Genomic DNA, 14,065 nt, shown 5'->3' with positions numbered 1-14,065 from the left:
GCTGAGCAAAAAGTGCCCGCACGCCCCTCGTGGCGGGCCTGCGTCGTACTCCACACTGGTTGCGGTGCCTGAGTCCTCGGAGCGCGGCGGTGTTGGCCGGGTAGGGCCGGAATCCCCCGCAGAGTCGCTCAAGACGTACGGGACGGACGGCGGCGCGGCCGCCGTGCCGTGCCCGATCGTTCTGCCCCCTCAGCAGCGATCACCCTGGAGGTCGCCCCCGTGCAGACCCAGACCCTCACCGACGCGGCACCTTCGCCGCACCCCCGGTCGCCCCACCCGCCCCACGCCACAGCGGTAGCGCCGGCCGTGCCCGAGGACTCGACGGAGCTCGCCCCGGAAGGCGCACCGGATACCGGCCAGGACGCCGCACCGGACCCCCTGGCCGACCTCGCCCCCGACACGGTCTCCGGCCCCGCGGCCGACGGCGCCCCCGAAGCGGAACCCGAGGAGCCCGCCGGGCCCACCGAGCCCGTGGAGGCCGTGGAAGCCGAAGAGCCCGTCGAACCGGTCGGGCCGCCCGCCCGCGCCGACTCCAGCGGCCCCTCCGCCGACCTCTTCCGCCAGTACCTCCGCGAGATCGGGCGGATCCCGCTGCTCTCCGCGGTCGAGGAGGTCGAGCTGGCCCGCCGGGTCGAGGCGGGTCTCTTCGCCGAGGAGAAGCTCGGCAACGCCTCCGACCTGGACACTCAACTCGCCCTGGACCTGGACCGGTTGGTGGTCCTGGGCCGGATGGCCAAGCGCCGGCTGATCGAGGCCAACCTCCGCCTCGTCGTCTCCGTCGCCAAGCGCTATGTCGGCCGCGGTCTGACCATGCTCGACCTGGTCCAGGAGGGCAACCTCGGCCTGATCCGCGCGGTCGAGAAGTTCGACTACGCCCGCGGGTACAAGTTCTCGACGTACGCCACCTGGTGGATCCGCCAGGCCATGTCCCGCGCCCTGGCCGACCAGGCCCGGACGATCCGGGTCCCGGTGCATGTCGTCGAGCTGATCAACCGGGTGGTCCGGGTCCAGCGCCGGATGCTCCAGGAGCGCGGCTACGAACCCACCCCCGAAGAGGTCGCCGCCCATCTCGACCTCCTCCCGGAGCGGGTGAGCGAGGTGCTGCGGCTGGCCCAGGAGCCGGTGTCGCTCCACGCGCCGGTGGGCGAGGAGGACGATGTCGCACTCGGCGACCTCATCGAGGACGGCGACGCGGCCTCACCCGTGGAGTCCGCGGCTTTCCTGCTGCTCCGCGAGCATCTGGAGGCCGTGCTGTCGACGCTCGGCGAACGCGAACGCAAGGTGGTGCAGCTGCGCTACGGACTGGCCGACGGCCGCCCCCGCACCCTGGAGGAGATCGGCCGGATCTTCGGGGTGACGCGGGAGCGGATCCGCCAGATCGAGTCGAAGACGCTCAACAAGCTCCGCGACCACGCCTTCGCCGATCAGCTCCGCGGCTATCTGGATTAGGGCCTGTCCGGGGTTGTGATCTGGTTCCGGCAACGCGGCGAGCGCAGGCGCCACGCCCCGCGAGCCCAGATCACAACCCCGGACAGGCCCTGGCGGCGAAGCCTCGCGCGCGGGCGGGGCCTCCCGTCCGCGGGCCCTCACATGGCCCCGTACTCTCCTGTCGCCTCATGCCTCATGCCTCATGGCCTCCTGGGCGCCCGGCTCGAAGACGCCGGGCTCGAAGGCCCCGGGGTGGGTCTGCTCTCGCACCGCCACGTACTGCTGCCGCACCGACTGCCCCACCGGCAGGTCCTCGCCAGGTTCGAAGACCTGGCTCGCCGCGGCCGGCCAGCGCGGCGGCTCGTGCGGCGACTGGGTGCCGTGCGAGACGCCCAGCGCCCACGCGGCCTGGCGGGCCGCGCCCAGCGCGGCGTAGTCGGCGGGCTGCGGCACCACGATCCGCGCCCCCAGCAGCGCGGGCGCGATCGCGCGGACGGCCTGGAGATCGGCCGCGGGCCCGAGCAGGAAGACGCGCCGCACCTGGACACCGCGCCCGCGCAGCACGTCCAGCGCGTCCGCGAGCCCGCACAGCATCCCCTCGAACGCGGCCCGCGCCAGATGTTCGGGCTTCATCGACTCGCGGCGCAGCCCGGTCAGCGTGCCCGCCGTATGCGGCAGATGCGGGGTCCGCTCGCCCTCCAGATAGGGCAGGAACACCAGCCCGTACGACCCCGGGGTGGACTTCATCGCGAGCGCGGACAGCCCCTCGAGATCCGTGCTGAGCAACTCCGCCGTACCGCGCAGCGTCCGTACCGCGTTGAGCGTATGCACCACCGGCAGATGCATTCCGGTGGCGTCGGCGTACGACAGGATCGTGCCGGTCGGATCGGCCAGCGCCTCATGGTGCACGGAGAAGACCGAGCCGGAGGCGCCCAGCGAGATCACCGCGTCGCCGATCCCGACCCCGAGCCCGAAGGCGGCGGCCATGGTCTCGCCCGTACCGGCGGAGATCAGCAGCCCCTCGGGGGTGTGCCCGGCGGCGTCGGCCGGGCCGATCACCTCGGGCAGCCGCACCTGGTGACCGAGGGCCAGCTGCACCAGGTCGGGGCGCCAGGATCCGCTCGCCGCCGACCAGTAGCCGCTGCTGGAGGCCGTGCCGCGGTCGGTCGTACGCCGCATCGGCCGTCCCAGGAGCTGCCACACCAGCCAGTCGTGCGGCTGCATCAGCTCGGCCACGCGGTGCGCCGACTCCGGCTCGTTCCGCGCCAGCCAGCGCAGTTTGGCCACCGGCTGCGAGGCGGTCGGCACGGCGCCGACCGCCTGGGCCCACGCGGTGCGGCCGCCGAGCGCCTCGGTGAGGTCGGCGGCCGCGGACTGTGCGCGCTTGTCGTTGCCCATCGAGGCGGGGCGCACCAGCACCCCGCCCGCGTCCAGCGCCAGCAGCCCGTGCTGCTGCGCCGAGACGCCGATGGCCTGGACCCCTTCGAGCAGCCCGCCCTCGGCGGCCTCGCCGAGGGACATCAGCCACGTCTGTGGATCCACATCGCCGCTGCCGCCGACCGGGTGCGGGGCGTACCCCTGTTTGATCACGGCACCCGTATCGGTGTCACAGACGACGATTCGTGTGCTCTCGGACGAACTGTCCAACCCGGCGACTATCCCCATGGATCAGATCATGCCACCGCCGCGGCTAGGTGTTGCTGGTGCCCCAGTCGTCCTCTCGTACGGCGCGGGCGTCGCGCTGCCCGATCTTCTCGCGCAGCGGCCGGACCTTGTCCAGCGCCTTCACGGCGGCCTGCCGGCCTCCCTGCGCGGCCGACTCGGCGGTATTGCGGACGGCCGGGTTCTGCGCGAGCTTCTGCGCGCACGCGCGCAACTGCTCGTACCGCTCGCGGCCGGCTCGCGTGCCCAGTACGTAACCCACAGCCATCCCGGTGATGAACGTCAGCCGGTAGCGCATCGACCTGCCCTTCTCGCTGTCCTTCACAACTGGACCCCGGGGTCGTGCCGCACGCCTACCCGCCCGTGCCGCAGATCACCCTCGATCACGTAGAAGATCATCCCTGGATCGGCCGAGGATCGCGCGGGGGCGGACGCGGCGATACCGATTGGCGGAGCACCCCCCTGCTTGCGCTAATGTATGTGTCGCAGCGAGCGCACGCCGTCCGGGAACCGCCGGGCGGGGTCACGGTCGCGGCACACGGAGCAATCCCCTGTAGCTCAATTGGCAGAGCAGCCGGCTGTTAACCGGCAGGTTACTGGTTCGAGTCCAGTCGGGGGAGCTCGGTCCCCTGTAGCTCAATTGGCAGAGCATTCGGCTGTTAACCGGAGGGTTACTGGTTCGAGTCCAGTCGGGGGAGCTGGGAGGAGGACCCCTCGAGGGGTCCTTTTTCATTTCCGGACCCCTCCGCGCGTGATCTACGTCATGATCGAAGCCAGGGGGGCTTCCAGCATCGGCCCTCCGAAGCAGCAGATCGTATGAGCAGCTATGCTGCGGCAGACGGCGCGCGCGGATGTGCACGACGCGCCGTTACGGGGCGGTAGCTCAGCCGGTTAGAGCAGCGGACTCATAATCCGTCGGCCGTGGGTTCGAGTCCCACCCGCCCCACCAGGGCACTACGCGGGCAGACCCATTCTGACCTGCGCAGACGCGAGAACGGGAGCCGCCGCGCCGATGCGGGGGCTCCCGTTCATCCGTTCAGACCAAGATCCAGTGGACACGTAGTGGACGCGGAACCGGTTCAGTGGACGGAGGGCCGTCACGCTGACTTCCGACGCCCGTTCGGAGCTCGGCGAGTGGTCCGGGCTCGGGCTGGCGGCGGCCCCGTCAGCGGTGCCCAGCCGTCCAGGTCTGGGCACTCGGCGCGGACGATGGTGAAGCGCGTGAGTGAGAAGACCGCTCGCTGCTCCTCCGGGTACCGGTCGCTGAAGTTCTCGACCCGGACCAGCTCCAGGTTGTTCGCGGTGCAGTGATCCCGTATCCACTTCACGGCCGCGTTGGCGGCGTCGTCCTGGCCTCGCCCGGCCAGGGTGATCATGCCGAGGACATCGGAGTCGGGTTGCGTCTGCGCCCCAATGGTCCATCTGTCACCTGACCGCTGTGCGCCGTGGGCGAAGAAGACAGCGATGTCGCCTTGCCAGGCACTTTCGGGGATCACCAGCGGGGTGCGCACTTTGAAGGGGATGTCGCGGGGGACGACGGCCATGACGGATTCGGCCTCGGCCCGCATCATCTCGGGCAGCACGCTGGTGTAGGTGTCGGAGGTGATCTGGCGCGAGGAGTGCCCCAGCTTCTCCTGGACCACCTTGATGTCGGTACCGGCGAGCAGGGAAAGGGTGGCGGCGAGGTGACGCAGGTCGTGGAGGCGCACCGGCGGTAGGCCGGACAGCTCTACGAGGCGGGTAAAGCGGCGGGAGATCCAGTCGGGGTGCAGCGCCTCGCCGTTCTCGTGCGTCCACACGCGGCCGGTCTCGACGTAGGCGTCCTCCCACTCCTGGCGCTTCTTCTCCTGCTTCGAGCGGAAGCTGGCCAGGTTGTCGGCGGACTCCAGGCTCAGGGAGAGGGTGCGGACGCTGTCGGCCTTTGGCGCTTCGCCGTAGAGCTCGTACGCGACCTCCACGATCTGCTTGGAGATTCGCAACCAGAGGGCGTCGCTGTTGACCTCTGTCCAAGGCAGCGCGGCCATCTCCCCGCGGCGGGGGCCGAGGAAGATGAAGGAGTGCCACAGCTCGTAGAGCCAGTCGTCCTTGACGAAGTCGAGGAACTGACCAGTCAGCTCCGGAGTCCAGACCATGACCGGGCCGGGCTTCTCGCCGGTGCGCTTCCAGTGCTCGATGCGCTCGGGCGTCCAGACGACGGGCTTCGGCCGGGTCACCGGCGGCAGCTCCACGAGTTGAGCCCAGTTCTTGGCGAACGCCTGCTCGCGTTTTATCCCCCAGGACAGTGCCGAACTGAGGGTGTCGTTGATGCGGTGCATGGTGGTGGCGGAGGTGACTTTCCGTAGCCCTTTCCTGCCCTCGCGGAGCGCGGCGTTCGTGTCGAGGAAGGCTCGGCGGGCGGCTCGACGCGCTTCCTTCTTTCCGGCCGCTTTCACCCAGGCCCGGTGTGCCTCGTCGCGGTCCTTCTGGAGTTGGTCGACGCGGAGACGGTGGAGGATGCGTTCGGCGTTCTCCTTCTCGATCGCGTCGTACATCTTGTCGAGGTGCCGGACCTTGAGGTCTCGGCGCTTGATGTGCCCGAGGTGAGGGAGGAGGTAGTTGTTGATGTGCTCCTCATAGCCGTGGCGGGTGGTGCGGGCGAGGGATTTCTTCGCCTGGATCCACTGGAGGAAGAAGTCGCCGCATGTCTCGTCGGACAGCACGTCGGTGCCGGCCATGGCGGCGTCGTAGAGTTCCTTCGCCTTCTTCTTGGCGTCGTCCTTCTTGGCGAAGCCGCCCAGGCGTACCCGCTGGCGATTCCCCCCTTCGCCGGGTTCGAGCTCGAAGTAGAACGCCCAGGTTCCGTGCTTTGGGCCTAGCTTCGGGCATGTGGTGCCGATGGACCCGATCTTGGGTTTGCCTTCGGTATCCAGGAGAGGTTTGCCCTCCTTGTCCTTCAGCGGCCCCTTGCACTGGCATCGCCGGTAGTAGCTCGGCGAGAACATCTGACCCCCTGCCACTGACTGCCCACGGTCAGCTTTGCTTGTGCGTACGTGTCCGTACGAGTCCGGTGTGATCTTTCTTCATCTTGCTGAGGCTGTCGGACACTGCTGTAAGGTCGTGCGCGAGTTGGCGCGGGGGAGGATGCGACCAACGACATGGCTGCTCAGGAAACAGGGGAACAGGTTCAGTCCGGGGCGATGGGGCTGGAGGAGCTGCTGGCTCTTCCGGCCACGGTGAACGTGACAACTGCTGGGCGTGCCCTCGGGATCGGCCGCGACAAGGCGTATGAACTGATCCGGTCAGGGGGGTTCCCGGTTCGGACGCTCCCGCTGGGTGGGACGATTCGTGTGCCGACGGCAGAGCTGTGGAAGATCCTTGGCGTGGACGCGCGAGGTTGAGCCAGAGTGATGCGTCAGCTTTGAGGAGTGTTGTTGCTTTGCAACAGTGTGACCTATCTCCAGTAGACTTGGTGTGGTAAGGGGGTCGGCTAGGTCAAGGAGTCCAGGGCATGCCTCGGCTATATGGGTTCGATGACATGGCGTACCAGAGGGTGCGCGAGAGCGAGGCCGGGCCCTTGCGGCAGGCGGCCAGCCGTCGCCTTCAGCAGCAGACCTACGAAGCGATCACCACGTGGATGAACGCCGAGGGGTACAGGACAACCCGAGGGGGTCCGTGGCGGCCGTCCGTCCTGGCGAACCTTCTCGACCATCCGGCGATCGCCGGACTCTTCGAGGACGCGAACGGCAACCTGGTGGACTCCGGCGGGCCGCGCATCATTCAGCCCGAGGAGTTCAAAACCATCCGGGCGATCCGGCCGTTGAACAGCCCGACCCACCGTCGGGCTGATCAGCGCGAATACCTCATGCCGGGTGGGCTCACCGATTGTGGTCTGTGCGGGGGCATGTTCGGCTCGTCTCCTGCGAACAGCGGGAGCCGTGGGTATCGCTGCCTCCCGAACAGGCCGCAGCACCCGGGCGGCTGCGGCAAGGTCCGTATCAACGCTGACCTGTTCGAGACCTATGTTGCCGAGCACGTGGTGGCTGAGCTGGCCAAGCCGGAGGTCAGTGTCCTGATCGCGCAGGCGCGTGACGAGGTGCTGGCAGAGGCATCCGAGCTTCGTGCCCGGGTGAAGGCGGACAAGGCGCGGCAGAAGAAGCTCGGTGAGAGCTACGCTCGCTCGCCGGAACTGTCCCTGAGCGCCTTTCGGGCCGCTGACAAGCGGTTGGCCGAGCAGATCCGGGAGAACGCCGCTCAGGCGCGCTTCCTGGAGCAGGTTCGGCATGTGCCGGTGGGGGACGTACCGGATCTTGTCCGGTGGTGGCGGCATGCCCCGCTGGCATCTAAGCAGGGGGTGCTGACCCTCATGCTGGAGCGGGTATCGGTCTACCCGGCTGCCGCACGAGGGTCGCGCACCGTGGACGGTGATCGCGTCGCGCTGACGTGGCGGAAGTGGAACCCCTCGTCCGACAAGGGGACCGCGCCGTCAGCGCAGGGTGACGGGGACCGCCTTGAGGGCGCGTGAGCGGAACGAGGTGCGCCACTGGAGCTGCTGAGGGGGAACAGCGAGATCCAGCTGAGGGAACCGGTGAAGCAGCGTGTGGAGGGCGATCTGGATCTCCATACGGGCCAGCGGTGCACCAAGGCAGTAGTGCATTCCCTGGCCGAGGGCCAGATGCGCCTTGTCCTCGCGGTGGATGTCGAACTCGTCCGGCGAGGGGTACCGCTTGGGATCCCTGTGCGCAGAGGCCAGGCAGAGCATGACGGTGGCCCCCGCGGGGATCTGTGTGCCGCCGATCTCTATGGGTTCGGTGGGGAAGCGCCTGATGGCCATCTGATTGGGGTGGGCGTATCGCAGCAGTTCCTCAACGGCTTCGGGCAGCAGGTCGGGCTCAGCGCGTAGCTCTGCGACCTGTTCCGGATGCTGGAGAAGGGTGACCAGACCGGCGCTGATCAGATGCTGGGCGTTCTCGCTCCCAGCCATGAGGAGCAAGAAGGCCAGGGAGACGAGCTCGTTTTCGGTGAGTTGATCGTCTTCGTCTCGTACGGCGATGAGCGCCGAGAGCATGTCGTCGCCCAGGGTGTCCCGTCGGGCGGCAATGAGGTCCAGGAGGAAGGTGTGGATGTTCTCCACAGCCTCTTTGATCTGGCGGGGGCTTTCGGGTGTGAGCATGTTGCTCACCCATGTGGAGAAGCGGCGCCGGTCGGCCTCGGGTACCGCGAGCAGGTCGCCGATCACCATGAGCGGTAGGGGGAGTGAGAAGGTCGAGACGAGGTCTCCGCCTCCTTGGTCGGCCAGATCATCGGCGAGACGGTCAACCGCGGCCTGGACGCTTCCGCGTAGGTTCTCAACGCGTCGCGCGGTGAATGCTTTCGACACCAGGCGCCGTAGGCGCTGATGGTCTTCTGGGTCGATGTTGAGCAGGTTGGCGTCCAGTGCCGGCGGGAGGGAGAAGCCCTTGTACCCGGTGCCGGAGTGCGCTTTGTTCACGGACAGCCGTGTGTCGGTGAACCGGCGCGTACGTCCTCTTCTCGGAGCACAAGCCAGATGGGCGAGCCGTCCGGGAGCGCGACCTGGTGTACGGGGCTTTCGTCGCGAAGCTGTGCGTACCCCGGATAGGGGTTGTCGAGGAAGGCGGCGTCGAACGGCTGAGGGAGGTGTCCTTCCGGAAGACCGGGCATCACGTGGGGCTCCTGCGTGGTCGGGCGGGTGTGCAAGGTACGGGTGAGGACGGCGGCGACGGTGGGGGAGGTGTCGAAGGCGCGGGCGACCTTGCGCTGGAATGTGATCTCGGAGGCAAGGTCTTGTGGTCCGGCTTCGAGCGGAGAACTCGGGTAGTCCACCGGCTGGATCCCTCGGTCTTTCGCCTGCATCGCTGCTGCGAGCTGGGCGGCTTCAATCGTCGCGGCAAGTTCCTCGTCTCGGAGGCCAGCAGCTTCGGCGTGCTTCCGGGCCTTCTCGGCGACAGTGGGTGTCATCCAGGTGCGTAGTCTCCACTGGGCGTCTCGGATCTCCACCACGAGGCGGTAGAGCCGGGTTCGCATGTCGACGTCGCCTGGATCGAGTACGACATCTGGTGTGTGTGACGTCACTTTTGCGTGCAGGGGTGAGAGTTGGCGGTACGACCGGCGGCAGTCGATCCAGGCCCATATCTTGCTGATGTGGCGTCCCCAGTCCGGGATTGTCCAACCGATGGTTTTGGTGACGGTGGAGACTGTGACGCCGATCTGAGCTGCTGGTTCCCACCCGTGTCCAGTGGTTCCGGCCAGGCCCGCGATGACGTCTGCGAGACGGGAACCGATGTACACCAGCTGGAGCGGCAGAGTCAGGGCGATCAACATGAGGCCCCGCCGTAGCCACGCACTCGGCGCGACCTGGGCGTAGCGCCAGCCAAGTATGCCGACGTCGACTTGATTCACCGTGTGGCCCGTCAAGTAAACGATCATGTAGGCGGGATAGTAGCGAGCATTCGTTACCGCGAAGTCGTCAGGCCGCTCGCCAAAGCTCGATGCCATGCAAAACAGCGTCATCATCGTGGTCAGGACGAGAGCGAGAAATACCAGGCGTGGCACCGATTTACGCCAGGCGATGTGTCTCTCATGACTGAGGTGCAGCAGTACGAGTTGCTGGCAGGCAGCTGACAGGATGACAGTGCTCTGGGAGAGCAGTCCCGATAAGTTGACGATGCCCGCTGCTTGGCTGATTTCCACCCAGACTGGTGGGATGGAGATGGTGAAGGTGATAGTCAGGAAGAGGAAGTGGCCGAGCAGCGCGATCTGTGTGGGGGACCTGTCGGTGCGTAGGACTCTCAGCTTGTAGAGGAAGGCGAGCAGTGATATCGCAGCGACTGTGGGGTACAGGTAGTTATTCACTTCTGTCTCGTTGAATGGGCTTTTCCAGGGCGGACAGTCGTGCCACCAGTTCCTCCGCCTCTGGTGGGATGTTCCAGGTGCGCTCGACGGCCCAGGTGCTGATGCGTCGGCCGATGATGGACCCGACGTATTCGGCTTCTTGCTCGGCCTCGGAATTTGAATGGTCTCGGCCGAGGACTCGGCGGACCAGTTCCGGGTCGAGTGAGGGCAGGAGGAGCCGAGAGGCTTCGGGGGTCATCACGGGGGTTGTCTCGTGATCGCATATGAAGTGCCCCAGTTCGTGGAGCATCACTTGGTGTTGATGCACTGGGGCGAGGCGGTCCTCGACCACGATGAAGTCTCGGTCGTCGGCGGATACCAGTAGGCCGTCGGGGCTGCCGCGGGGGAGGGTGAGGGGAATGACGTGAATCGGACGGCCATACAAGCGGCCGATCCGGGCGCATAGTTCCTCAATAGTGAGGGGCTGGTCATCGGTTAAGCCGATGGCTCGAACCCGCTCCTCGCATCGCCTTTGGAGGGCCTTGCTGTCTTGGCCTGTACCTCTACGTCGCCAACGCATCACCATCACGACACTAACTGTTGGTCTCGTCGGGTTGGTGGTACGGAATATCTTGCAGGGTGTCCTGCGCCTTGGTTGCGGAGTCGAGGATTCCCTTGAGCAAGCCAGTCAGCTCTTGTAGTGAATCAGCAGGAAGTGCCGTCGCGCTGGACTGGCGCAACGCCACGCTTTCGACCCCTTGTTGTCGCAGTTCCTTGAGTGTTTCGAACTCGGCATTGACCTCACGGAAAACCTGTTCATCGAGGAAATAGGCATCCCGTGTGATCCCCAAGGACGAGGCCACTTTGACGAGGGTTTCGATCGTCAGGTTGGAACCGCTGGCCGACTCGGCCTGTGCAAGGGTGCGCTTGGATACATGGGCTCGTTTAGCCAGTGTTTCCAGGGTGAACGGGCCCTCAGGATGATGCTGCCGGACGTAGCGCAGGCGCTTTGCCACCGCCGACTTGGCTTGGCGGATTCGCTCGTCGGTCGACTGATCGTCCGACTCCCCGCGCGGGCTTGCCCTGTCCATGCCACACCTCCTCGGTGCAACACGATGCATCACCGTCGCACCATAGTGCAACATGGCAGCTGATCAAGTTCTTCCACTTGAAGGGTAGTCAGGTGCGGATATGGCGCTGACCTGCGGGCCTTCCATGCGGCGTGTGGTCGGGTCCCACCGAGGAGCTGGGTTGCGCGGGGCGAGCTTCAGGGGTGGGCGAATGCGGACACGTTGGGCGCAGGGGCTCCCGGATATGTGGAGATCTTGAAAGGGTGCCGGGCCGTGGTGACGGGAACGTCGCGGCGTCAGGCAGGAAGGTGGATCGCGTCTCGGGGCGGTCGGGCGGCGGGGGTTCCTCGGCCTCGGGGTGAGCGTGTCAGTTGCTGTGTGTGGGAGGAGTCCATGTCCGAGTTGGACGAGCATCGGGTCGCCGAATTGGCGAAGCAGCCTGCGCAGGTGCTCGAGGGTGAAGGGATCCAGTCGGCGGCCCGCGAGGAGGCGCGCAAGGTTCTGGAGGCTCAGGCGGTGATGCGGCCTGCGGGGGAGCCATCTGACGGCCCAGAGGGAGGCGATGGCTGACTCGGCACTGTCCGCCCTCTATCGAAGAGATAGGTGACAATGTTGAGGTGCTGCTGTAATTTGAGCCGAGGCGGGTGCGGCAGCCGCAGGATCCCGCCCGGTGGTGCCGCTTCGAGCGGCATCCTCCCTGCTCCTCGCGGGTGGCCGACCCCCCGCGCCCCGCCCGCGAGGAGCTGGTCGCGCCAGTGCGGCCTGTGGGGTGTTGTGGGGTGGAGCCCGCCGCGACGGTTCGTCGCGGCGGGCTCACTTGTTCGCGGGGTGTCGATGCAACGCGCCCGGAGGGGCGGGGGTGGATGGGTGTGCTCGGAGCGGGGAATTCGATTTCAGAAATAAGGCAGAATTCTTGAATTCAAAAGCGAATTGAAACTTGCTTTAGGGGTGAATGCCATTAAGATATAAGTACAGAAACCAACGGAAAGCCAAATTGGCTCTCCTTGAATTGGAAAGGTGTGGGAACCGTGTTTGCTGACCTCAAGATTGATGAGATCGCTCCCAACCCCGAGCAGCCCCGCAAGTACTTCGACGAGGAGCAGCACAAGGAGCTGAAGGGCACCATCGAGGAGAACGGCCTCCTTCAGCCGGTCGTTGTCCGCCCGGTCGAGGGCGCAGCGACCCCCTACATGCTGATCGCAGGCGAGCGTCGGTGGAGGGCCTGCAAGGCCATCGGCAAGACTGTCATCCCGGCCAACATCCTCAAGGACATCGACGACGAGACAGCGTACGTCCTCGGCATTGCGGAGAATGTGGGCCGCGCGAACATGACGATCATGGAAGAGGTTCGGCGGCTACGCCGACTTGGCCGCCGCCGGTTGGGACCCCCTGAAGATCGCCAAGCAGTTCGGCAAGACCGAGACCCACATCAAGTGGCGGCTGGGCCTGCTGACTCTGCGCCAAGAGGTCAGCGAGATGGTCGACAAGGGGCAGATCAAGCCCAACCTGGCCTGGCACATCGCCCAGCTCAACCCGGGCAACCAGATGGTCGCGGCTACCCGGTACGTGCGCGGCGACTTCGATAGCGAGGCAGAGGCGCAGCACTTCGCCAACGGACTGAAGATGATGGAGAAGCAGACTTCCCTGACCGGCGAGCAGGCCCCCGACGCCGAGACGCAGGAGAACCGCAAGGTCCAGAAGGCGAAGGCTAAGGACGGGCTCGGGAAGGCCGAGGAGGTACTGCTGCCCCTTCTGGAGGAGCTGGCCGAGAAGAAGCCCGAGGACTTGGCCGTCATTCTCGGTGACGACCTCACCCGTCACGTGAAGGTCATCGGCAAGCTCTACAGCCAGGTTCAACTGGTCCGCAACCTGCTGAGCAAGGCCCAGGGCATCCAGCGTGCGATGGAGGCCGACTTCAATCGCAAGGCGCTGGAGGTCCAGAAGGAGGCCGAGGAGGCGAAGGGCAAGGCCGCAGAAGCGGAGGGTAAGGCCGTGGAGGAAAAGTCGGCCAGCGCGGAGAAGAAGCCCGACGCCAAGCCTGTTGCTAAGAAGGCGGCAGCGAAGCCCACTACTCCTCGTTCCAAGGCTCGCCCGGCTGTGACCACCACCAGGAAGACGGCCGCGCAGAAGAAGTCGGAGGTTAAGCCGGTGGCCGAGGAGCGGGAGGCGACAGCGGCGAAGTGAGGTGCGAGGGGCGCGGCATTGGCCGCGCCTCTCCATCCTTCCCCGAACGACGATGAGCGTGGTCGGAGCTAACCGGCCACGTCCTCTGCGTGTGCTCCCCTCATCGAGCTGAGGTGTGTGTGGGTGCTGGTAGTCGCGCCGAGCCCGCAGGGCCTGCGGGCTCGGCGTCGCTCAGGTCCATACCGGCCTGAGCTGGTGGCACCCAAATCCCGGGCCATTGGCGTAGGCGTCCGCGGGCCCGGCCGTTGAGCAGTACGAAAGGAAGCAGCTGAGTGCTAACCCTGTTCACTAACCGCTATCAGACGTACCAGCCCCCGCAGGGAGTGCCGGTGCGTATCACTCTGGGAGCTCCTCGTTTCCGTCTCACCTATCAGCTCAGGCACGTGGTGCGGGAACTGGCGCCTCGGAGAGAGTATTTCTCCAAGCCTCTGCCGGAGTTCACGTCGGCCTACCGCGCGGATCTGGACCGACTTGGCGCCACATGGCTCGCGGCGCGGCTACAGGAGATAGCCGAGGCGGAGATGGAATACAGGCTGGTCCTGCTCTGTTTTGAGGACCTCACGGACCCGGCGCAGTGGTGCCACCGCCGTATCTTCGCTAAGTGGTGGAAGGACGTCACGGGCGACGAAGTCCGGGAGCTGGGCCCGCTGGCAGACCGCTATGAGCAGGGCACGTTGATGTAAGGGCGCGGCTTGTCTGCACTCCTCTCGCGCACCGCAGCGGCCGGTCGTGTATTCGCTTGGCCGGGCGCTGCGGCTTACGCATGCCGTTGCGGGCGATCCGCACTCCGAGGCGTTCCCTGTGACCATTCCGCAGGCCGGGTCGGTCACGCTCCTTGTCAGCGTGCAGGACTTGAAGTGTCGGCCGCCATGCAGGTAACCGGCCACCATCGG

Annotated in this window: 13 protein-coding genes, 3 tRNA genes and 2 pseudogenes; 10 read left to right on the top strand and 8 right to left on the bottom strand. The window is 66.5% G+C overall.

The genetic code is table 11. The features are described 5' to 3' along the window. Positions 1 to 111 precede the first annotated feature (111 nt). Positions 112 to 1,449 (top strand): RNA polymerase sigma factor, encoded by a 1,338-nt coding sequence (locus AB0E24_RS15340; RefSeq protein ID WP_435865289.1) that lies wholly within the window; start codon positions 112 to 114, stop codon positions 1,447 to 1,449. Positions 1,450 to 1,614: 165 nt separating this feature from the next. Here the strand turns inward: AB0E24_RS15340 and AB0E24_RS15335 are convergent, their stop codons facing one another. After that, positions 1,615 to 3,093, bottom strand: coding sequence for an FGGY family carbohydrate kinase (locus AB0E24_RS15335; RefSeq protein ID WP_359377329.1), 1,479 nt, complete (start codon positions 3,091 to 3,093; stop codon positions 1,615 to 1,617). Positions 3,094 to 3,118: 25 nt separating this feature from the next. Further along, positions 3,119 to 3,388: a hypothetical protein gene (locus AB0E24_RS15330; protein WP_069866112.1), complete on the bottom strand. Its 270-nt coding sequence runs from the start codon at positions 3,386 to 3,388 to the stop codon at positions 3,119 to 3,121. A 249-nt stretch (positions 3,389 to 3,637) separates the two neighbouring features. On the opposite strand from AB0E24_RS15330, the gene AB0E24_RS15325 reads away from it, so the two are divergent. The 3 genes from AB0E24_RS15325 to AB0E24_RS15315 all read left to right on the top strand — a co-directional run bounded on the left by AB0E24_RS15325 (position 3,638) and on the right by AB0E24_RS15315 (position 4,039). Beyond that, positions 3,638 to 3,710: transfer RNA gene (locus tag AB0E24_RS15325), tRNA-Asn, on the top strand. 5 nt (positions 3,711 to 3,715) lie between these two features. Next, positions 3,716 to 3,788: transfer RNA gene (locus AB0E24_RS15320), tRNA-Asn, on the top strand. 174 nt (positions 3,789 to 3,962) lie between these two features. Further along, positions 3,963 to 4,039, top strand: a tRNA-Ile gene (locus AB0E24_RS15315). 148 nt (positions 4,040 to 4,187) lie between these two features. On the opposite strand, the gene AB0E24_RS15310 is transcribed toward AB0E24_RS15315, so the two are convergent. Beyond that, positions 4,188 to 6,071: a tyrosine-type recombinase/integrase gene (locus AB0E24_RS15310; RefSeq protein WP_359377326.1), complete on the bottom strand. Its 1,884-nt coding sequence runs from the start codon at positions 6,069 to 6,071 to the stop codon at positions 4,188 to 4,190. Between the two features lie 153 nt (positions 6,072 to 6,224). Here AB0E24_RS15310 and AB0E24_RS15305 point away from each other — a divergent pair, with 153 nt between their 5' ends. Together AB0E24_RS15305 and AB0E24_RS15300 are read left to right on the top strand one after the other, a co-directional pair. Further along, on the top strand, positions 6,225 to 6,467 hold the full coding sequence (locus tag AB0E24_RS15305) for a helix-turn-helix domain-containing protein (RefSeq protein WP_359377323.1): 243 nt from the start codon (positions 6,225 to 6,227) through the stop codon (positions 6,465 to 6,467). Positions 6,468 to 6,604: 137 nt separating this feature from the next. Then, positions 6,605 to 7,591: a recombinase family protein gene (locus AB0E24_RS15300; protein ID WP_359377320.1), complete on the top strand. Its 987-nt coding sequence runs from the start codon at positions 6,605 to 6,607 to the stop codon at positions 7,589 to 7,591. On the opposite strand, the gene AB0E24_RS15295 is transcribed toward AB0E24_RS15300, so the two are convergent. From AB0E24_RS15295 to AB0E24_RS15275, 5 genes and pseudogenes are all read right to left on the bottom strand, one after another. Then, positions 7,553 to 8,557: a cytochrome P450 family protein gene (locus AB0E24_RS15295; RefSeq protein ID WP_359377318.1), complete on the bottom strand. Its 1,005-nt coding sequence runs from the start codon at positions 8,555 to 8,557 to the stop codon at positions 7,553 to 7,555. The two genes, AB0E24_RS15300 and AB0E24_RS15295, sit on opposite strands and share 39 nt — an antisense overlap. Continuing rightward, positions 8,554 to 9,939, bottom strand: a complete 1,386-nt coding sequence (locus AB0E24_RS15290; RefSeq protein WP_359377316.1) for an MAB_1171c family putative transporter — start codon at positions 9,937 to 9,939, stop codon at positions 8,554 to 8,556. Before AB0E24_RS15290 ends, AB0E24_RS15295 begins: the two co-directional genes overlap by 4 nt. Further along, the gene (locus AB0E24_RS15285) at positions 9,932 to 10,177 is read right to left on the bottom strand and encodes a hypothetical protein (protein ID WP_359377613.1); all 246 of its coding nucleotides are present in this window, start codon (positions 10,175 to 10,177) and stop codon (positions 9,932 to 9,934) included. The genes AB0E24_RS15290 and AB0E24_RS15285 overlap by 8 nt, the downstream gene beginning before the upstream one ends. 69 nt (positions 10,178 to 10,246) lie before the next feature. Further along, a pseudogene (locus AB0E24_RS15280) lies at positions 10,247 to 10,498 on the bottom strand (hypothetical protein); the annotation flags it as partial. A gap of 13 nt (positions 10,499 to 10,511) precedes the next feature. Further along, entirely contained in the window at positions 10,512 to 11,009 is a 498-nt protein-coding gene (locus AB0E24_RS15275; protein WP_206332298.1) for a helix-turn-helix domain-containing protein, read from the bottom strand. 372 nt (positions 11,010 to 11,381) lie between these two features. Here AB0E24_RS15275 and AB0E24_RS15270 point away from each other — a divergent pair, with 372 nt between their 5' ends. The 4 genes and pseudogenes from AB0E24_RS15270 (at position 11,382) to AB0E24_RS15255 (ending at position 13,855) form a co-directional block, all read left to right on the top strand. Next, a complete protein-coding gene (locus AB0E24_RS15270) occupies positions 11,382 to 11,558 on the top strand; it encodes a hypothetical protein (RefSeq protein WP_359377312.1) in 177 nt (58 codons plus the stop codon). A 449-nt stretch (positions 11,559 to 12,007) separates the two neighbouring features. Beyond that, positions 12,008 to 12,295 (top strand): annotated as a pseudogene (locus AB0E24_RS15265) (ParB N-terminal domain-containing protein); the annotation flags it as partial. A gap of 58 nt (positions 12,296 to 12,353) precedes the next feature. Next, on the top strand, positions 12,354 to 13,172 hold the full coding sequence (locus AB0E24_RS15260) for a ParB-like helix-turn-helix domain-containing protein (RefSeq protein ID WP_359377611.1): 819 nt from the start codon (positions 12,354 to 12,356) through the stop codon (positions 13,170 to 13,172). A 329-nt stretch (positions 13,173 to 13,501) separates the two neighbouring features. After that, entirely contained in the window at positions 13,502 to 13,855 is a 354-nt protein-coding gene (locus AB0E24_RS15255) for a DUF488 family protein (RefSeq protein WP_359377309.1), read from the top strand. Positions 13,856 to 14,065 lie beyond the last annotated feature (210 nt).

The sequence above is a fragment of the Streptomyces malaysiensis subsp. malaysiensis genome, assembly GCF_040653035.1.
GTDB lineage: Bacteria > Actinomycetota > Actinomycetes > Streptomycetales > Streptomycetaceae > Streptomyces > Streptomyces malaysiensis.
This window is presented reverse-complemented; position numbering and strand designations above follow the sequence as displayed.